We start from the raw sequence: 18,546 nt of genomic DNA, 5'->3' as shown, positions 1-18,546 counted from the left end.
GGAAGGCTCATCATGACCACCGCATTGCTGATCATCGACGTCCAGCGCGCCCTCTGCTCGGGCGAATACCAGTGCCATGACATTCACCGTGTAATCGACACCATCAACGGCCTCAGCGCCCGCGCGCGCAAGGCAGGTGTGCCAGTGGTGCTGATCCAGCATGAAGAAAAGGACAGCCCGTTGGCCCATGGTGCCGAAGGCTGGCAGCTGGCCGAAGGGCTTGAGACATCGCCGAAAGACTTGCGCGTACGCAAGACCACCCCGGATTCGTTCTACCAGACTGACTTGCGCAAACTGTTGCCGAGCGAAGATTTCGAAAAACTGCTCATCTGCGGTCTGCAAACCGATTACTGCGTCAATGCCACCGTGCGCCAGGCCCATCAACTGGGTTATGACGTGGTGCTCGCCGCCGACGCGCATTCCACCGTCGACAACGGCAACATGAGCGCCGAAGACATCATCACCGAGCACAACAAGGATCTGGCGCACCTGACCGGCTCCGTGGCGCGCATCGACGTCAAACCCGCCGCCGACATCAGGTTCTGACTACCCACTCCTACAGTGATTGCGAAACCCTGATTGCTATGTACATCAGGGATTTCCGCTGGCAGCACTGGCATACTGCGCGCCGTCCGAAGAATGGAATCTCTCGATGTTCGCGATCTCCCTGCGTTATGCCTTGCTGCTGACGTCCCTTGCGTTTGCCTCTGTTACCCACGCCAGCAGTTTCGATTGCTCCACGGCCAACAACAAAACCGAAAAAGCCGTTTGTGGCGACCCGCAGATTTCGCTGCTCGACGAGAAGCTGGGCAAGCTCTGGCATTCGACATTGGCCAGTGTCCCCGATGCCAAAGCCCTCAAGGCTGACCAGCGGCAGTGGCTGAAAAGTCGCAACGCCTGCGGCGATCAGACGGCCTGTTTGCGCCGCGAGTATTTGATGCGGCTGAGCGAGCTCGAACACGCTACCCAGCCGTTCAGTTGGGACGCAACCTGGCAACTCATACCGCCGGGGACTTCAACCTCGGCAACGGTGATAACCCAGCGCCGCGATGCCACGCACATCAGCATCGACATCACGGCGGCTGAGGGTGCCAACTCCGGTGATCTGGATGGCGTTGCCACACTCAACGACGGTAAAGCCGTTTACTCGGAAGATGAGTGCACCCTGTTGTTCACTCCCATCAACGGTGTGCTGGATATTTCGCTTGCAGGGGAAGGCGGGTATTGCAGTGCCGGATTGGGCGTCTACTACACCGGCCGTTTTGTCGCCTCGGAGCACCCGCTGACACTGGATTACGACATGCTCAGCCTGGGCCTGGCACAAACACCGGAAGAGAACCAGGCACTGCACACCTTGCTCAAAGGTGATTATCAGACACTGGTGGAAAAGTCCGGCTCCCTGATGACGGGTGAGCCAGGCACCGATGTGCCGGGCAGTCAGGTCTGGGAGATGTGGATGCGCGGTCTGGGTGGCACCGGCATCGTGATGCGCTCATCCGATGGCCATTTCTGGGTGTTGTTGGTGACCTACGACAGTTCCGGCCATTCGCGTCTGCGCTACTACACCAACGTGGCGAAATGGAAAAAATTTCTACCCGATGCCTTGCACGACTGGAATGAGCGCATGAAAGCTCATCTGGAGCTGCCCGTAGAGTTCATGCCCTGATCTGCGCGGTAGCCCATCCGCTCACGTCGCAAACAAAACCCCACGAATCCCGCCCACCCGCGGCGTCACCACGACACCCTCCAGCACCATTCGCGTAATCGTCTGCGCCGCCGTTTGATAATCCTCATCCTGCGGCACTTCGCGCCCCATGATCCGACCCATCTGCCAGCCAATGTTGGTGTACGTGCGCGTCGCCGACCAAATGAACAGCATCAGATGCTCAGGATCCACCGGCGCCAGCAAGCCGCGCTCAATCCAGCTGCGCAGGCATTCAACGTTACGCCGCGCTTCGGCATACAACAGATCGCGGCACTCAGCCGGCAACTGTCGACCGCCCAGCAGCAACTCGCCACTGAATACCTTGGCAATCGCCGGATGCTCGCGAGCAATACGAATCCGCGCGGCAACGTAAGCACGCAGCCCCGTCAGCGGGTCATCACTTTCACGCAGCGCCGCTGAAGCTTCCAACAGCGGCTCGACAAACCCCAGCAGTACTTTGCAGTAGAGGTTTTCCTTGGTCTGAAAGTAATAATACAGATTGGCCTTGGGCACCCCGGCACGCGCCGCAATATCGCGAGTCTGGGTGGCGTCGAAGCCGTTGGCGGCGAACTCTTCGCGGGCAGCGGCGAGGATCAACTGCTCGTTGCGGACGCGGATGGCACTCATGGCAATACAGGTTGGCTGGACGGCATGGATAGATTCTGGCGATTTCGGTCTCGCAATATACAAAACTATATAGCGATGAGGCCAGCACACTCGAAGGACAGCGCTATGCTGTTTCGATCAACGAGTGGAAACGGAGCGGACACATGACCCTTCAGGCAGTGCGAGCCGACGCGACACATCTGGATGCGGTGGCGCCGTTGTTCGACGCTTACCGTGGTTTTTACCAACAGCCGTCGAATCTCGAGCAATCGCGAACCTTCATCGCCGAGCGCATGGCTGGCAACGAATCAGCGATATTTCTCGCGCAGGATGAACACGGCGAGGCGCTGGGATTCGTGCAGTTGTACCCGACGTTCTCGTCCATCGATGCCCACCGCACCTGGCTGCTCAGCGACCTGTTCACCACGCCCGCCGCACGTGGACGCGGGGTGGGTCGATTGCTGATGAACACGGCGCGTGACTTTGCCTTGGCGAGCGGTGCCAAGGGGCTGGTGCTGGAAACCGCCACCGACAACCTTATGGCGCAAGGTTTGTACGAATCCCTCGGCTACGTGCGCGACAGCGGTTATTACACCTACATCCTCGACTTGCGGCAGGGTTGAGCAAATTTCTTTGCGATTTCCCGAATTCAGGCTTTCGCCCGACCGCCGCTCTCTCTAGAATCCGCCCGGCCTTCAAAATGAAGGCGCAATGCCATCATCTGGATGTGTATACATAGGGACGGATCATCATGCAATTCGGGAAAATTCTGGCGCTGGGACTGGTACTTGCGCTGGGCGGTTGTGCCAGTTTCACCAAAGACGAAGTGGCGCCGGTGACCATGCCGTCGATGGCCAGCTACACCAATAAGCCAAACGTATACGTCGATTTCGATTTCTATCAGGGCGAGCCGAAAAGTGGTTCCGCCGTGGAAGTGCCGCAAGCACGTGATCAACTGAAACCACAGCTGCAAAAAATCCTCACTGACTCGGGTCTGTTCGGCCGTGTCACCCTGGACGAGTTCCAGAAGCAGCCGGGGGACTACAGCCTGCGTCTGAAAATGTACAACCATCCGCCGAATGCCGGTTCCATGGTACTGGGCTTTATTTGTGGTTTCAGCCTGGGGGTGATCCCGGCGTACGGCACCGATCAGTACTCCATGAGCCTGGAAGGCATGGATGGCCAGGGTCAGGCCCTGACCACCGCGAGCAATCATGATGCGATCGGTACCTGGATCGGTATCTGGTTCATCCCGCTGATGGCCAACACACCGAAAGACGCGGTGAATGACACTTTCACCCGTCAGGTCAACGCGCTGCTCAAGCAAATGGTCGATAGCAAAAACCTGAAGTACTCGGCACTCGAAACCGCTATTCCAATGGCCTGAAGAAAAAAAGAGCCGCAATCGCGGCTCTTTTTTTGCCCTTACTTCAGGGCCTGAATGAACTGTGGATCGCTGTACAGTTCCTTCAGCAGGTCACGCACCATCGGGTTGTAAGCGTTGACCGCGTTCGGAATCGCAATGAAGCCGAAAAAGCTGCTGCTCCACTGGCGGCTGACATTCTTGGTGGCGTCGTACACCACATCGTTGCCGTTGAGCAGGGTGAAGCGAGCGGCGAGTTTGCCGTCGCCCGTGCCCATGCCTGCGGACAGTTCGTTCTTCACCACCAACACTTTCAACTGACGCTGCGCCTGCGGATCGAGCAGGCCGGCCTTGCGCAGTTCTTCAGTGATCGCATCCTGAATGTGCGCCGGGATGCTGCCGGACGGCGAGCGAACCGGGTTGGCGCGAACCACCAGCGAACCTTCACCGGATTCGGCCGTGACCTGAGGATTGCTGATCGCGTGGAGCGGCGGGGTTTGCTTGAGCTTCTGCACGTTCTCGAAGCTTGGCTCGTAACGAGTCATGGTCATGCCACAGCCTTGCAGTAGCAGGGCCAGCATCGGGATCAACAACAGCGACTTCTTCACGGCAGTTCCTTGCGTGGGAATAGAGGAGGGCGCGAATTATGGGCAGAGTGCCATCATTGGGCAACCTCGTTCGTCTGCGTGTTGAGCAATCGCTCGATCTGCGCCAATTCCCAGGTACTGAGTAAACTTACCGGATCGGTGCCATAACGCTGCCAGCTCTCCAGCGCGCCTTCTTGCCCATCACCATTGCGGGCGAATTCACAGTGATGTAACCGGCTACCTTCAAAGTCCAGCAGCAGGTGCCAGCCCTCGATATCGACCGCGACCCGTCCCGCCTCGTCAGGCATCTCGCAGACTTTGAAAGTGAGGACACCCAGCGCCGCTTCACGCAAACGCTGGCACACCTCGCGGGCGCTCAGAAAGGCAGACATGTTCAACTCAATGGATACAGGAACGCGCCAGCATAAAGCCCGAGCCGACAAGTGTCAGCGTTCACTGGCCCGATCCCGGACAATTCCGTAACATCCGCAACCCTCTTTTCTCCGAACACCTGCAGTCGCGCTCGACGGCTGCTCAATCAGGTAAGCCATGAAACCGATTCGTCTGCGCGCCGATGTCCTGGCCGGACTCACCACCTCGTTTGCCCTGTTGCCCGAATGCATTGCGTTCGCGCTGGTGGCGCACCTCAATCCGCTGATGGGCCTGTATGGCGCCTTCATCATTTGTACACTGACGGCGTTGTTCGGCGGCCGGCCAGGCATGGTCTCCGGCGCGGCGGGTTCGATGGCCGTGGTCATCGTCGCGCTGGTGGTGCAACACGGCGTGCAGTATTTGCTGGCGACGGTGTTGCTCGGCGGTCTGATCATGATGGCGTTCGGGCTGCTGCGCCTGGGCAAACTGGTGCGCATGGTGCCGCACCCGGTGATGCTCGGCTTCGTCAACGGCCTGGCGATCATCATTGCATTGGCGCAACTGGAGCATTTCAAGAGCGGTGAGGACTGGCTCAGCGGTACGCCGCTGTACCTGATGACCGGGCTGGTTGCGCTGACCATGGCCATCGTCTACATCCTGCCGCGTCTGACGAAAGCGGTGCCGCCGGCACTGGTGGCGATTCTCGGCGTCGGTCTGCTGGTCTACCTGTTCGGCCTGCCGACCCGCACCCTTGGCGACATGGCACACATCGCCGGCGGCTTGCCGACGTTCGCCTTGCCGGACATCCCGTGGGGTCTGGAAACCCTGCGCATCATCGCGCCTTACGCAATCCTGATGGCGCTGGTCGGTCTGCTGGAAACCCTGCTGACCCTCAACCTCACCGACGAAATCACCGAAACCCGTGGCTACCCGGATCGCGAGTGCGTGGCGCTCGGTGCGGCCAACATGGTCAGCGGCGCGTTCGGTGGCATGGGCGGTTGCGCGATGATCGGCCAGACCGTGATCAACCTCAGTTCCGGCGGGCGCGGGCGCTTGTCCGGCGTGGTTGCTGGCGTGCTGATCCTGCTGTTCATTCTGTTCCTGTCGCCGCTGATCGAGCGTATTCCGCTGGCGGCGCTGGTCGGCGTGATGTTCGTGGTGTCGCAGCAGACCTTCGCCTGGGCGTCGTTGCGGGTGGTCAACAAAGTGCCGCTCAATGATGTGCTGGTGATCATCGCCGTGACCACCATCACCGTGTTTACCGATCTGGCCACTGCGGTGCTGTGCGGCATCATTATTGCGGCGCTCAACTTTGCCTGGCAGCAGGCCCGTGAGCTGTATGCCGATGAGCATCTGGAGGCTGACGGCAGCAAGCTCTATCGTCTGCACGGCACGCTGTTTTTCGCCTCGACCACGCCGTTCCTCAATCAGTTCGATCCGGCCAATGATCCGGCCCGGGTGACTTTGGATTGTCGGCATTTGAGTTTTGTCGATTACTCGGCGATTGCGGCGTTGAAGACTTTGCGCGAGCGATATGCCAAGGCGGGTAAGCATTTGCAGGTGTTTCATTTGTCTGAGCGCTGCAAAAAATTACTCAAGCGTGCCGGTGTCGACCACGACTGAAGGCGCTGGCGCTGACGCCTTCAGCCAGGTCTTGCTGAGAATCCGCGAGACCTGATCGGCCGAGTAGGGCTTGGCGAGAAACTCGAAACCCTCGTGACCGTAGCGCGCCAGTTCTTCGCTGTAGCCGGAGGTCAGTATCACGGGCAGATCCGGGCGGCGACGGCGCAATTCCCTGGCGAGCGCGACTCCCGTGATACCGGGCATGACGACATCGGAAAACACTGCGTCGAAAGCCCTTGCGTCTTCGCCTGCCAACTTCAAGGCTTCTTTGGCGTTGGTGGCCCACGTCGTGTCATAGCCCAGATCCTGCAGGATCTGATTGGCGAAGCGGCCAACGTCCAGATTGTCCTCGACCACCAGCACCCGGCGCTTTTCATGCGGCGCCTGCAGTTCGCCTTCGTCCGACGTCTCGCTGGTCTGCGGCGCAACCGCCGGTACTTGGGGCAGGTACAGCGTAAACTGCGTTCCGTGACCGACCAGGCTGGACACATCGACATTACCGCCCGATTGCTTGGCAAAGCCGAACACTTGCGATAACCCGAGCCCTGTGCCTTTGCCGACATCTTTAGTGGTGAAGAACGGTTCGAAAATATGCTCAAGAGTATGCGCATCGATACCGCCGCCGGTGTCCGACAGTGCGATGGACACAAACGGGCCGCTGGCGCCGCCATGGCCGCGAATCGCTGGCAGTGGTTTGTCGCACTCAAGGCGCAATTTCAGCAGGCCTTGGCCATTCATCGCGTCACGGGCGTTGAGCGCGATATTGATCACTGCGGTTTCGAACTGACTCAGATCGACGCGGATGTAGCAGGGTTGGTCCGGCCGTTCGACGCTGACATGAATTTGCGCGCCCGTGACAGACTCGAGCATTTCACCGATGTTCGCCAACCGTTCGCCCGCATCGACCACTTGCGGGTTGAGCGGCTGACGCCGGGCAAAAGCAAGTAATTGGCTGGTCAGCTTGGAGGCGCGCTCGACGGTGTCGGAAACCGCGCGCATATAGCGCTGACGACGCTCCTGCGGCAGGTTGGGCTGGCGCAGGAAATCCACTGACGAGCGAATGATAGTCAGCAGATTGTTGAAATCATGGGCCACACCGCCGGTCAACTGGCCGATGGCTTCAAGCTTTTGTGACTGGCGCAGCGCCGACTCCGTTTCGGCCAGACGCAAGCTGCGTTCCTCGACCCGTTGTTCCAGCGTGGCATTCAGTTCCGCCAGCGCCAGCAGGCCTTCACGCACGTTGGCATCGGCGCGGACCCGTTCGATGTGCGCCCAGCAACGCTCGGTGACTTCGCTCAGCAGTGACTGTTCGAAGCGCGACCAGACTCGCGGCACATTGTCGTGCACCGCCATCAGTGCGGTCAGTCGTCCTTGCTTGATCAACGGCACGCAAATGGTTGCAGTGATGCCGATGGCCTGGAAGGTTGCCGATTCTTCAGGGGCGAGTTCGCTGCGGTTGTCATGGATGATCAGCGGTTCGCCGGCACGTAGCAAGGTCACGGCTTTCTCACCGAAGTCGCGCAGTCGATAGTGGCCGACGATGCTTGGCGAGCCGGGCGCCGCCCAATCGCCGCGAATGGTGAAACCGTCCTCATCGGCGTCCATGTCGGCGTAGGCACAGTTTGACAGCTGCAGATGTTCGACCATCAGACGCGTGGTGATGGCGAGAATGGCTTGGGCATCGGTCGCGTTGGCAACGGCGTTGCCGAGCGCTTCAAGCACGGCCAGACGCTGGTTGAGAAAAACCGTCTGGGTGGTTTCCGTAACGGTATCGAGCATGCCGACCACGTTGCCGAGCGAATCGCGGATCGGGCTGTAGCAGAAGGTAAAAAACGCCTGCTCCGGTCCGCTGCCTCGCTCGATGGTCAGCGCAAAGTTTTCGATGTAAGTGGCTTGCCCGGCGTACGCCGCATCGGCAATCGGGCTGATCTCGCTCCAGGCTTCTTCCCAGATCTTGCTGAAAGGTCTTCCCAGAGCGTTCGGTTTAGCGCCGAGAATCGGCAGGAAGGCGTCGTTGAACAAGGTGATCAGTTCTGGCCCCCAAACGATGGCTTGAGGAAAGTGCGAGGCAAGACTGAGCGAGACCGTGGTCTTGAGCACATCGGGCCAGTTTTGCAACGGACCCAGCGGGGTGCTTGCCCAATCATGGCGTCGAATCTGCTCGGCCATCTCACCGTTGTCTTGCAACCAGTCTGTCATGGGAATCGTGTCTTTCCGGGCATCTGCGTGTGAAGAAAGACCTTTGCGCGCGGTGTTTGGTTTCAGCACGCCCGCTCGCAGTGAAACTGTTTTTTCAGGTCTGCGCACATCATTGCACGATGCGTGAGACAAAACGATTTGTGACAAGGGCGCCGGCTTCCGCCGGAGACGAGACGCCCCACAAAATATTGAGGGGCTGCTGCGCATTCCGGCGGGAGCAAGCGCCCTCGCCACAGTGTTTGTCAGGTTTTGATCAGGCATCGATGGCCGGGAAATCGATATCCGTCAGCGCCGCATTGTTCAGGTAGTTGGTCAGGCTCTGCACGGCCACCAGTGCAATCACTTCAATGATCTTCACATCGTCGATACCGGCAGCGCGGGCGGCGGCGATCTGTTCATCACTCAAGTGGCCGCGACTTTCAGTCAACTGGCGGGCGAGGGTGGCGTAGGCGTTGAGTTCGCCCTGACGTGCGGCGACGATGTCCTGCGCCGAGAGCCCGGCCTTGCCGGCAAACAAAGTGTGCGCCGCCAGGCAGTAATCGCAACCGTTGACCTGCGAGGTGGCGAGGTAAACGGCTTCTTTTTCCTGGGCGCTCAACGAAGTCTTGCCGAGGATCGCCGAGGCTTGCACGTAGGTTTCGAGGGCCACCGGCGCTTTCGCCAGGGTGGTGAACACGTTGGGCAGGAAACCGATTTTCTTTTTCACGCCTTCCAGCACTGGGCGGCTGGCGTCGGCGGCGGTTTCGAGGCTGATAGCGTGAATGCGGCTCATGGTGATTCTCCGAAAGTCCGGTGCGAAGTGCGCCGGGGATGGAGGTCATGTTATGGAACCGGGCTGGTGGATTGGCGGCAAATCGTCGAGGATATGCGGCAGATCGTCCAGACTTACCCTTGGAGTCGTTCATGGATCGCCTTTCCACGTTGCTCAGCCATTTCGGCGTGTCTGCCGGGACCTTTCACAGCGGCACGTTTTGCGGCCTCAGCGTTCACGACGGCGAGCCATGCGGCCATGTGCATTTGTTGCAGGCAGGCGAGTTGCTGCTCAAGCCGGGCAGCGAGCGTGAAATTCGTCTCTGTGAACCGTCGCTGATCTTCTTCCCCCGGCCCTTTGCCCATCGCATGTTCGCCGACGAGGCGATGGACACCCTAGTGGTCTGCGCCACGCTGACGTTTGACGGCGGCTCCGGCAATGCACTGGCGGCGGCACTGCCGGATTATTTGGTGCTGAAGCTGACGGACATCCCGGAATTGGGCAGCACCGTGGAATGGCTGTTCAAGGAAGCCTTCGAAGGGCATTGCGGGCGGGTGGCGGTGATGGATCGCCTGTTCGAACTGCTGGTGATTCTGCTGTTGCGGCACTTGATCAGCAGCCGCGAGCAACAACCGGGGATGATCGCCGGGCTAGCTGATCCGCGTCTTTCGCGCGCCTTGAACCTGATGCACGAGCAACCGCAAAAACCGTGGAGCGTGGCGGATCTGGCCGCTGTCGCCAACCTGTCCCGCGCCGGGTTTGCCGAGCAGTTTCGCCGGGTCGTCGGGCAGACACCGGCCGATTATCTGCTGAGCTGGCGCGTCAGCCTGGCGCAGAAACGCTTGCGCGAAGGCAAGCCGATTGCGCTGATTGCCGAGGAGGTCGGTTACGAAAGTCCTTCGGCGCTGGCCCGGGCGTTTCGGCGCAAGACCGGGCTCAGCCCGCGCGAGTGGAAGGCAGGCACCTGAGGATCATTTGGCGAATTTCTTCGCCCCGGCCACGCACAGAATCACGCCCAGCGTCACCGCGAGCATGCCGATGCTGACGTGTTCATGCAGCAGCGTCGCCGCCAACGCCAAGCCGAAAAACGGTTGGAGCAATTGCAACTGACCGACCGCGGCAATCCCGCCTTGGGCCAGGCCGCGATACCAGAACACAAAACCGATCAGCATGCTGAACAGCGACACGTAGCCCAGGCAAAGCCACGCCGACAGACTGATCGTGCTGAACGAGGCGGGCGCCAAGCACATACTCAACACCGCCATGAGCGGTAGCGACAGCACCAGCGCCCAGCAAATCACCTGCCAGCCACCGAGGGTTCGCGACAGCTTCGCGCCTTCGGCATAGCCGAGGCCGCAGGCCAGAATGGCGGCGAGCATCAGCAGGTCACCGGTGGGCGAGGCGGTCAGACCTTGTGCCAGGGCGAACCCGACGACCAAAGCGCTGCCGAGAATCGAGAAAATCCAGAACACCGGTCGCGGCCGCTCACCGCCGCGCAGCACGGCGAAAATTGCCGTGGCCAGTGGCAGCAAGCCGACAAACACAATCGAATGTGCTGACGTCACGTGTTGCAGCGCCAGGGCGGTCAGCAGCGGGAAGCCGAGCACCACGCCCATCGCGACTATCAACAGCGACAGCCACTGATTGCGCGCCGGGCGCCGTTCGCGAAACAACCACAACAGCGCCACCGCCAACACCCCGGCGATGGCGGCGCGGACCACGGTGAGAAACACCGGATCGAACTCCAGCACCGCCACACGCGTGGCCGGCAGTGAACCGCTGAAAATCACCACGCCGATAAAACCGTTGATCCAGCCGCTGGTTTTTTCCAGTGCCGGGGTCGTCAGATTCGAGGTCCGTTCCATCACCGTTCACGCTCAGAAGTGGGTTGCGTTGCGGTCATGCTAGAGCTGAGAATCAGCACAATCAAAAAATTGTCATGGATACATCCGGCATGCCACGTTCACGCTACAAGACACTGGTTGACGCCTTTGCCGCAGACATTCGCTCGGGCCAATTGCCGCCGGGTACGCGGTTGCCGACTCATCGGCAATTAGCGGCTCAAGAAGGGTTAGCGCTGGTCACGGCCTCGCGGGTGTACGCGGAGCTGGAGGCGATGGGCCTGGTCAGCGGCGAGACCGGGCGCGGCACGTTTGTCCGCGAAACCTCGCTGTCGCCGGGGCAGGGCATCGATCAGAAACAGGTGGCGGTCGGCATGATCGACCTTAACTTCAACTACCCGTCGCTGCCCGGTCAGGCCGATTTGTTGCGCAGCGCGTTGCGCCAACTGGCGTTGTCGGGTGATCTGGAGGCGTTGCTGCGCTATCAGCCGCACGCCGGTCGTGCCCACGAGCGTGCGTCTGTCGCTCGGCATCTGCTGACGCGCGGGGTGAACGTCGAGGCCGAGCAAGTGCTGATCGTCAACGGCGCCCAGCAAGGCCTGGCGGTGACGCTGATGGCGCTGCTCAAACCCGGGGATGTGATTGCCGCCGATGCGCTGACCTATTCCGGGTTCAAGGTGCTGGCCGAAGCGCTGCACCTGGAGGTCGTGGCGATTGCATTCAACGAGCATGGGCCGGATCTCGCCGCGCTGGACAAACTCTGTCGCAGCCGCTCGGTGCGCGCCGTGTACAGCATGCCGACGTTGCACAATCCGCTGGGCTGGGTGATGCCTCCGGCGCAGCGCGAGCAGTTGGTGGCGATTGCCCGTCAGCATGATCTGACGATCATTGAGGACGCAGCCTACGCATTTCTGGTGGACAACCCACCGCGTACGTTGATCGATCTGGCGCCGGAGCGCACGGTGTACGTCTCGGGCCTGTCGAAAAACATCGCCACGGGCCTGCGCGTCGGTTTCATCGCTGCACCGACAGAGACCGTGCCGGCGCTGGAACGCATCATTCGCGCCACGACCTGGAATACGCCGGGCATCATGACTGCCATCGCCTGTGGCTGGCTCGACGACGGCACAGTGACGCTGCTGGAGGAACAGAAGCGCAACGACGCCAAGGCGCGGCAGGCGCTGGCGGCCGAAGTGTTGAAAGGACTGCCGAGCCTTGGCCATCCGGCGTCGTATTTCCTGTGGCTACCGTTGCCGGAGGATGTGCGCGCCGATCAGATTGTCGTCGAGCTGATGCACGAACAGATTTCCGTCACCACCGCCGAGCCGTTTTCGGTGTCGGGCCATGCGCCGCATGCGATTCGTCTGGCATTAGGCTCGGTGGACATGGACGTGTTGCGTCACGCATTGATTAAAATCAGAAAGGTCGTTGGCGCTTACCGGTAAAAACAAAATGCTACCCTTGCGCCGCCCGATGCAGACCGACCCGGAACCCTCGATGAAAAACACCGCAGCACTGTCACTCGCCCTGATGCTCGGCACCAGCCTGTTCAGTACGCTCTCCCACGCCGCGGGCGACCCCGAGGCCGGCGCGAAAATCTTCCCGCGTTTGTGTGGCGGCTGCCATCAGGTCGGCGAATCGGCCCGTCCCGGATTCGGCCCGCAGCTCAATGGCATCATTGGTCGGCCTGCCGGGACGTCAGAGAATTACGTGTATTCCGATGCGATGAAGAACTCGGGGGTGACTTGGGATCGTGAGACGCTTATCGCTTATCTGAAGGATCCGAAAGGTGTGGTGCCGGGTACGCGGATGATTTTCTGGGGGCAGAGCGACGAAGAGAAACTCGACAATCTGCTGGCATACCTCCAGACCTTCACGCAATAACGGCAGGAGCTGGCGCAGGCTGCGATTGATTGTTCCCATGCTCTGCGTGGGAATGCAGCCCACAGGGGTCATAACCGTCACGGCCACGCCTTGTTCGCGATTCAAGTTGGTGTGTTCGGGCGATATGCCGGGCACCCAAGTCCCTGATTGAAAAATGACATGAAAAAGCTTTCGGCGTTTTTGCCGCCTTCAAGGAACCCACCATGAAATCTTTGCTATTGGCAGCGCCGCTGTTGTTTGCCACCGGACTGGCCCACGCTGGCATCCCCCTGCTCAACGCTACGTGCCCGGGCAAGATCGAAGTGCACGCCGATGAGGGCGGCCCGATTTATATCAATGGCAAGGAAGGCCAGTTGAAGAAATTCAACGACAACTACTTCGAAGCCAAAGGCGCGGGCGTGACCATTTCCCTGAGTATCAATCCCGATGGTTCGCCTGCTGTGTCCTACACCGGGAAGAACAAGGCCAACGGGATTTGCGAAGTGAAGAAGGCCTGATTACGCCACTTGGTTACGGCCCGCTGCTTTGGCTTGATAGAGCTGCTGATCAGCGCGTTTGATCAGAGCACTGTGGCTGTTGTCGGCCGGATCCGCCAGGCCGACGCCGATGCTCACCGTCACATTCCCGACCACAGGAAAATCGGCCTCGGCAACCGCCGCGCGAATTTTCTCGGCGACAACTTCCGGGGTGTCGGGTTTGGCGATTTCCGGCAACAGCACAGCGAACTCTTCGCCGCCGTAGCGGGCGACGAAGTCGGTGGTGCGCAAGCTGCTCTGAATCAGTTGCGCCAACTGCTGTAGTACCTCATCCCCCACCGCGTGACCGTGCGTGTCATTGATTCGTTTGAAGTGGTCGGCATCGATCAGCAGCAGGGAAAACGGGCGTCCAGTGCGGCGGAACAGCAGTGTGTACTCGGTGAGCTTCTCATCGAAGCGGCGACGGTTGTATACGCCGGTCAAGGCATCGTGGGTCGCCAGATTCAGCAGTTCGGCGTTGGCCAGTGTCAGGGCTGCGGTGCGTTGTGCCACGGTGGCTTCCAGCGAGGCATTGGCCTCTTGCAGTTCGCGCTCTTTACCGAGCAGCGATTGCGTCATTGCATCAATGGATTGCCCGAGCTGGGCAATTTCCAGCACCGGGTGTTGCAGCGGGAATTGTGCGCCGGGCTGTTGGTTTTGCACCTGCCGTGCCGAGCGCGCGAGTTGTTCGATCGGGCGGCTCAGGTACAGCGCCAGATAGTAGGCCACCAGCCCGAACAACACCGCTGCGACGACACCCAGTATCAGCAATTTGTACATCAGCAGGCGCGCCGGTTGCAGCGCGGTTTCCAATGGCTGGCGCACGGCAATCGACCACGACAGCGCCGTACTCGATGGCGTCGGGACGGTGACCATGCTGGTGAGGAAGCCGTTACCCGCGGTCCAGCCCTGCAACTTCGAATCAGTCGCCGCCAGTTGCTGGCCCATCAGTACTTCGGGATAGAGAATCTTGCCATCGTGATCGATGATCAACGCTTCGATATCCGGCATTGAGTTTTTATGCGAAAACGCCGCCGACTCAACAATGCGCGTGACCCAGCTCCAGTGTGCATGGGCGCCCAGGACACCAATCACCTGACCGTCGGCGTTATGGATCGGCGCGGCGAAATCGATGAAACGCAGCGGTTCACCGTTCGGCAGCCCCGGCAGCAATTTCGCCAGCAACACCGCTTCGTGAGGGTCGCCGGTGTACTCACTGCGTAAACCGGCCTGGAACCACGGCCGTTGTTGCACTGATTGACCGACCAGCAAGTCGTTCACCGCTTGATGCACCTTGCCCTCGGCATCGGTGACGCCCATCCACGCATACTCGGCGCGCGCCTGAGTGCGCAGTTGCATTGATTTCAGAATCGCCGGGTTGTCCAGATCGCCACGCTCAAGATGCGGCGCGCGGCTGAGCAGATAAACCTCCAACTGGCGTTCGCGCAGTTGTTCACCCAGCAACGATGCGGCCGAGCGCGCGGTGTTGAGCAAGGCATTGCCGCTGGCCTGCTTCATCTGTTCCGTGGCGATGTGACCGACATAGAAGCCAACGCTGAGCAGTGTCAGCAGGGATAAACCGGCAAACCAAAGGGTGAGGTGGCTACGCAGACTGGCTTTGAGCATGGGCAGGCGAGGTCTGTTTTGGAGTTGTGCCCGCATGGTATGCGCAATGGGCGGTGGGTGGCCAGTCGGGGAATGGATGGCGGCGGACGTGAAAAAGCCCGGCTGATCAGGCCGGGCTTTTATTGCGATTGCGATGAAGCCGCAGCGTTAAGCGACGCGGCGTTCGATCAGACGATCGGAACCACCTTCGGCAACGCGGCGTTCGAGCAGGCGATCAGCGCCACCTTCGGCAACGCGGCGTTCGAGCAGGCGATCAGAACCACCTTCGGCAACACGGCGTTCGAGCAGGCGATCGGAACCACCTTCGGCAACGCGGCGTTCGAGCAGGCGATCGGAACCACCTTCGGCAACACGGCGTTCGAGCAGGCGATCGGAACCACCTTCGGCAACGCGGCGTTCGAGCAGACGATCGGAACCACCTTCGGCAACGCGGCGTTCAAGCAGACGATCGGAACCGCCCTCGGCAACACGACTTTCAATCAGCTTGTCCGAGCCGCCTTCAGCGACCTGGGTGTGTGCCGCAGTGGCGGCAAAAGCGTTAATGGCGAAAACCGAGAAAGCGATGCCGAGAAGGGTTTGGCGTTTCATGATCGTGTGCTCCAAGGGGTAGTTGTTTGTCTGGAGCCGATGTTACGCCGTGGATTATTTATGAGAACTTCATTGACGTGATGGTGACTATCGACGCCAGCAATGTATGCCCGAACCCCCGTTTCATGGGGCTGTTGATCGCACACACAGCTCACCGGTCGCCCGCGTCAGGGCCAGTTCATGCAACGCATCGTGGGCCAGGCCACTGCGCGCCTTGGCCAGCCACGCCGGGCAATTGGCGTCATGGCGATACGGCGTGAAGGCGGCGTATTGCTGCAGCAGGCGGGTTTGCAGTTCATCCAGGCGCGGGCGGATCTGCTTGCCCAGGTCGGGGCGCGGGGTGTCCGGCGCGCTACCGGTCGCTTGCCACTGTGCGAGCAAACCGTACTGCACCAGTTTGTTCGCCTCCATTTGCGCAGCGATCAGTTGCGCCACGTCCTCCGGGTCGAGTTGGCGCTCGGCGGCCAGCGTGCGAGCATTGGCGATGACCTGCGCCTCACGCGGGCTGTCCTGAATCGGCTTGCCGCTGTCCCATTTGGTCAGCGCGACGAGGTCGCCGATGTTCAGACGTTCGTTGAGTGTTTCCAGCAACGGCTTCAACGTTTCGGCGGGCGCGGCGGCGTGAGCGCTGGTGGCGAGCAGGGCGAGGAGGCTGGCGGTCAACAGATTGGCAACGTGCGGCATGAACAGAGCCTCAATGAGAGCAATGGAAGTGGGCAGTTGTTTACCACAGTGCTGAACCGACACCTATAGATCCGTGCTCATTACACAGGTGCGGGCACCGGTAATAAACACCGATTTGAAATGTTAATTGCACCCCGCGAGCAACTCACCGAAGCTATCCTCAATCAGCCCTCCCGCCGTCGAGATGGACCTCTATTCAATGCAAGCCGTCGCCCAACGCCCACTCTGGCACACCTACCTGTTGTTCCTCGCGCCGATGGTGCTGTCCAATTTTCTGCAATCGATGTCGGGCACGGTCAACAGCATCTACATCGGTCAGATGCTCGGCACCCAGGCGTTGGCAGCGGTGTCGGGGATGTTTCCCATCGTGTTCTTCTTTATCGCACTGGTGATCGGCCTCGGCGCGGGCGCCGGGGTGTTGATCGGTCAGGCATGGGGCGCGCGTGAGCCGCACATGGTCAAGGCGATTGCCGGGGCGACGCTGTTGCTCGGGGTGTTGATCGGTCTGGTGGCTGCGGTGCTGGGCAGCGTGTTCGCGCGACAGGCGCTGACCGGGCTGGGCACGCCGGCAGATGTGCTCGACGATGCGGTGGCGTATGCCCATGTGATGATGTGGATCTTGCCGTCGCTGCTGGTGTTTGTGTTGTTCACGCAGCTGTTGCGCGGGGTCAGCGATACGCTGTCGCCATTGCTGGCGCTGATGGTCTCGACCTGCGTCGGGCTGGCCCTGACACCGGCGCTGATTCGCGGCTGGTTCGGCTTGCCGCAACTGGGCATTCAGAGCGCGGCGTATGCGGGGCTGGCCGGTAACCTGGCGGCGATGGCATGGCTGGCGTGGCGCCTTATTCGCAAGGGCCATCCACTGGCGCCGGACCGCGAGTTCTTTGCTGCGTTGCGCCTCGACGGGGTGATTCTCGGCAAGGTGTTGCGCATCGGCCTGCCGACCGGCGTGCAGATGATTGTACTGTCGCTGTCGGAGTTGGTGATTCTGGCGCTGGTCAACCAGCACGGCTCGCAAGCGACGGCGGCGTATGGCGCGGTGACGCAGATCGTCAACTATGTGCAGTTCCCGGCGTTGTCGATTGCAATCACCGCGTCGATCCTCGGTGCACAGGCCATCGGCGCCGGGCGGCTGGAGCGCATGGGGCCGATCCTGCGCACCGGGCTGTTGATCAACGTATGCCTGACCGGCGGCCTGATCGTGCTCGGTTACCTGTTGTCACACTGGTTGCTGGGACTGTTCCTGACCGAGGACTCGACCCGGGCGATGGCTGAGCATCTGCTGCACATCATGTTGTGGAGCCTGTTGGTGTTTGGCTTCCAGGCCATCATTGGCGGGATCATGCGCGCCAGCGGCACGGTGTTGGTGCCGGTGATCATTGCGATCATTTGCGTGGTCGGTGTGCAGCTGCCAGCGGCGTACTGGCTGGACGGGCAATATGGTTTGCAAGGCGTGTGGATGGCGTTTCCGGTGGCGTATCTGGGCATGCTGGTACTGCAGACCCTATATTACAAACTGGTCTGGCAGCATCAGAAAATCGAGCGCTTGGTGTAGGCGCTGGCGTATCGGACGGATGTTTGCTTAAGTCAATCGAGTCCCTCGACGGCAAGCCCCGCCTGGAGAATCCGATGTCGATCCGATCGCTGCTGGCTGCCGCGTGTTCGCTGTGCGTCGTCTCTGTCGCACAAGCTGTCGAATACACCCGGGTCAACACCACCGCCAGCCAGATCAGTTTTACCTACAACCAGATGGGCTCGCGGATGTACGGCACCTTCGGCAAGTTCGAGGCGACGCTGGACTTTGATACCGACAACCTCGCCAACGCCCGTACCACGCTGCACATTGACCTCACCAGCATCGATGCCGGCAGCGAAGACGCCAACACCGAGCTGGTGAAACCGGCGTGGTTCGACACTGAAAAATTCCCGGTCGCGGTGTTCGAATCCAAGCGTTTTACCCAAGATCCAAAAATCAAATATCTTTACTTGATCTACGGCCAGCTCACCCTCAAAGGCATCACCCGTGAGGTTCAGGTACCGGTGGAATTGAAACCGGACAGCGCCATCGGCGTTTTCGACGGTGAGCTGGTGCTCCACCGCGATGAGTTCGGCCTCGGCGCGGGGGAGTGGGCGGACACCGTGGTGTCCAAGGACATCGCCATCAAGTTCAAGGTGGTGGCGCCGCAGCAGTGACGCCAGCCG

At 60.5% G+C, this 18,546-nt stretch carries 20 protein-coding genes; 11 read left to right on the top strand and 9 right to left on the bottom strand.

The window, feature by feature from the left end:
• The first annotated feature begins 12 nt into the window (after positions 1–12).
• Both AC3IUF_RS18750 and AC3IUF_RS18745 read left to right on the top strand, forming a co-directional pair.
• Entirely contained in the window at positions 13–546 is a 534-nt protein-coding gene (locus AC3IUF_RS18750; RefSeq protein WP_447786128.1) for a cysteine hydrolase family protein, read from the top strand.
• Between the two features lie 106 nt (positions 547–652).
• Positions 653–1,666: a lysozyme inhibitor LprI family protein gene (locus AC3IUF_RS18745; protein WP_489278960.1), complete on the top strand. Its 1,014-nt coding sequence runs from the start codon at positions 653–655 to the stop codon at positions 1,664–1,666.
• 21 nt (positions 1,667–1,687) lie between these two features.
• On the opposite strand, the gene AC3IUF_RS18740 is transcribed toward AC3IUF_RS18745, so the two are convergent.
• Positions 1,688–2,332, bottom strand: coding sequence for a TetR/AcrR family transcriptional regulator (locus tag AC3IUF_RS18740; RefSeq protein ID WP_007908117.1), 645 nt, complete (start codon positions 2,330–2,332; stop codon positions 1,688–1,690).
• 143 nt (positions 2,333–2,475) lie between these two features.
• Between AC3IUF_RS18740 and AC3IUF_RS18735 the strand changes: the two genes are divergently transcribed.
• Positions 2,476–2,934: a GNAT family N-acetyltransferase gene (locus AC3IUF_RS18735; RefSeq protein ID WP_414893775.1), complete on the top strand. Its 459-nt coding sequence runs from the start codon at positions 2,476–2,478 to the stop codon at positions 2,932–2,934.
• Positions 2,935–3,062: 128 nt separating this feature from the next.
• Complete coding sequence (locus AC3IUF_RS18730) at positions 3,063–3,698, top strand: hypothetical protein (RefSeq protein WP_489278959.1); 636 nt, start codon at positions 3,063–3,065, stop codon at positions 3,696–3,698.
• Positions 3,699–3,736: 38 nt separating this feature from the next.
• On the opposite strand, the gene AC3IUF_RS18725 is transcribed toward AC3IUF_RS18730, so the two are convergent.
• Together AC3IUF_RS18725 and AC3IUF_RS18720 are read right to left on the bottom strand one after the other, a co-directional pair.
• A complete protein-coding gene (locus tag AC3IUF_RS18725; RefSeq protein WP_489278957.1) occupies positions 3,737–4,282 on the bottom strand; it encodes a hypothetical protein in 546 nt (181 codons plus the stop codon).
• A 53-nt stretch (positions 4,283–4,335) separates the two neighbouring features.
• Positions 4,336–4,653 (bottom strand): DUF7693 family protein, encoded by a 318-nt coding sequence (locus tag AC3IUF_RS18720; RefSeq protein WP_007908121.1) that lies wholly within the window; start codon positions 4,651–4,653, stop codon positions 4,336–4,338.
• Between the two features lie 157 nt (positions 4,654–4,810).
• On the opposite strand from AC3IUF_RS18720, the gene AC3IUF_RS18715 reads away from it, so the two are divergent.
• Complete coding sequence (locus AC3IUF_RS18715; RefSeq protein WP_489278956.1) at positions 4,811–6,256, top strand: SulP family inorganic anion transporter; 1,446 nt, start codon at positions 4,811–4,813, stop codon at positions 6,254–6,256.
• On the opposite strand, the gene AC3IUF_RS18710 is transcribed toward AC3IUF_RS18715, so the two are convergent.
• Both AC3IUF_RS18710 and AC3IUF_RS18705 read right to left on the bottom strand, forming a co-directional pair.
• Positions 6,224–8,455 carry a GAF domain-containing protein gene (locus AC3IUF_RS18710; RefSeq protein WP_489278955.1) on the bottom strand — a complete coding sequence of 744 codons (2,232 nt, stop codon included), beginning with the start codon at positions 8,453–8,455 and terminating at the stop codon, positions 6,224–6,226. The two genes, AC3IUF_RS18715 and AC3IUF_RS18710, sit on opposite strands and share 33 nt — an antisense overlap.
• Positions 8,456–8,708: 253 nt before the next feature.
• Positions 8,709–9,227: a carboxymuconolactone decarboxylase family protein gene (locus tag AC3IUF_RS18705; protein WP_489278954.1), complete on the bottom strand. Its 519-nt coding sequence runs from the start codon at positions 9,225–9,227 to the stop codon at positions 8,709–8,711.
• A 131-nt stretch (positions 9,228–9,358) separates the two neighbouring features.
• On the opposite strand from AC3IUF_RS18705, the gene AC3IUF_RS18700 reads away from it, so the two are divergent.
• Entirely contained in the window at positions 9,359–10,174 is an 816-nt protein-coding gene (locus AC3IUF_RS18700; protein ID WP_489278952.1) for a cupin domain-containing protein, read from the top strand.
• A 3-nt stretch (positions 10,175–10,177) separates the two neighbouring features.
• On the opposite strand, the gene AC3IUF_RS18695 is transcribed toward AC3IUF_RS18700, so the two are convergent.
• The gene (locus AC3IUF_RS18695) at positions 10,178–11,071 is read right to left on the bottom strand and encodes a DMT family transporter (protein ID WP_489278950.1); all 894 of its coding nucleotides are present in this window, start codon (positions 11,069–11,071) and stop codon (positions 10,178–10,180) included.
• Positions 11,072–11,160: 89 nt separating this feature from the next.
• Between AC3IUF_RS18695 and AC3IUF_RS18690 the strand changes: the two genes are divergently transcribed.
• From AC3IUF_RS18690 to AC3IUF_RS18680, 3 genes are all read left to right on the top strand, one after another.
• The gene (locus AC3IUF_RS18690; protein WP_123376638.1) at positions 11,161–12,492 is read left to right on the top strand and encodes an aminotransferase-like domain-containing protein; all 1,332 of its coding nucleotides are present in this window, start codon (positions 11,161–11,163) and stop codon (positions 12,490–12,492) included.
• Between the two features lie 52 nt (positions 12,493–12,544).
• Positions 12,545–12,931 carry a c-type cytochrome gene (locus AC3IUF_RS18685; RefSeq protein WP_489278948.1) on the top strand — a complete coding sequence of 129 codons (387 nt, stop codon included), beginning with the start codon at positions 12,545–12,547 and terminating at the stop codon, positions 12,929–12,931.
• Between the two features lie 203 nt (positions 12,932–13,134).
• Positions 13,135–13,428, top strand: coding sequence for a hypothetical protein (locus AC3IUF_RS18680; protein ID WP_007908133.1), 294 nt, complete (start codon positions 13,135–13,137; stop codon positions 13,426–13,428).
• Here AC3IUF_RS18680 and AC3IUF_RS18675 read toward each other — a convergent pair whose 3' ends face one another.
• The 3 genes from AC3IUF_RS18675 to AC3IUF_RS18665 form a co-directional block, all read right to left on the bottom strand.
• The gene (locus AC3IUF_RS18675) at positions 13,429–15,072 is read right to left on the bottom strand and encodes a sensor domain-containing diguanylate cyclase (protein ID WP_489278947.1); all 1,644 of its coding nucleotides are present in this window, start codon (positions 15,070–15,072) and stop codon (positions 13,429–13,431) included.
• A gap of 147 nt (positions 15,073–15,219) precedes the next feature.
• Positions 15,220–15,660 carry a phage infection protein gene (locus AC3IUF_RS18670; protein ID WP_489278945.1) on the bottom strand — a complete coding sequence of 147 codons (441 nt, stop codon included), beginning with the start codon at positions 15,658–15,660 and terminating at the stop codon, positions 15,220–15,222.
• A 123-nt stretch (positions 15,661–15,783) separates the two neighbouring features.
• The gene (locus tag AC3IUF_RS18665) at positions 15,784–16,344 is read right to left on the bottom strand and encodes a chorismate mutase (protein WP_123376640.1); all 561 of its coding nucleotides are present in this window, start codon (positions 16,342–16,344) and stop codon (positions 15,784–15,786) included.
• Between the two features lie 199 nt (positions 16,345–16,543).
• Here AC3IUF_RS18665 and AC3IUF_RS18660 point away from each other — a divergent pair, with 199 nt between their 5' ends.
• Together AC3IUF_RS18660 and AC3IUF_RS18655 are read left to right on the top strand one after the other, a co-directional pair.
• Positions 16,544–17,899, top strand: a complete 1,356-nt coding sequence (locus AC3IUF_RS18660) for an MATE family efflux transporter (RefSeq protein ID WP_007908144.1) — start codon at positions 16,544–16,546, stop codon at positions 17,897–17,899.
• 74 nt (positions 17,900–17,973) lie between these two features.
• On the top strand, positions 17,974–18,537 hold the full coding sequence (locus AC3IUF_RS18655; protein ID WP_489278943.1) for a YceI family protein: 564 nt from the start codon (positions 17,974–17,976) through the stop codon (positions 18,535–18,537).
• Positions 18,538–18,546: the final 9 nt, after the last annotated feature.

It is taken from the genome of Pseudomonas sp. KH_040 (assembly GCF_057839305.1).
Note: the sequence above shows the minus strand (reverse complement) of the source record. Positions and strands in the feature narration are given on the sequence as shown.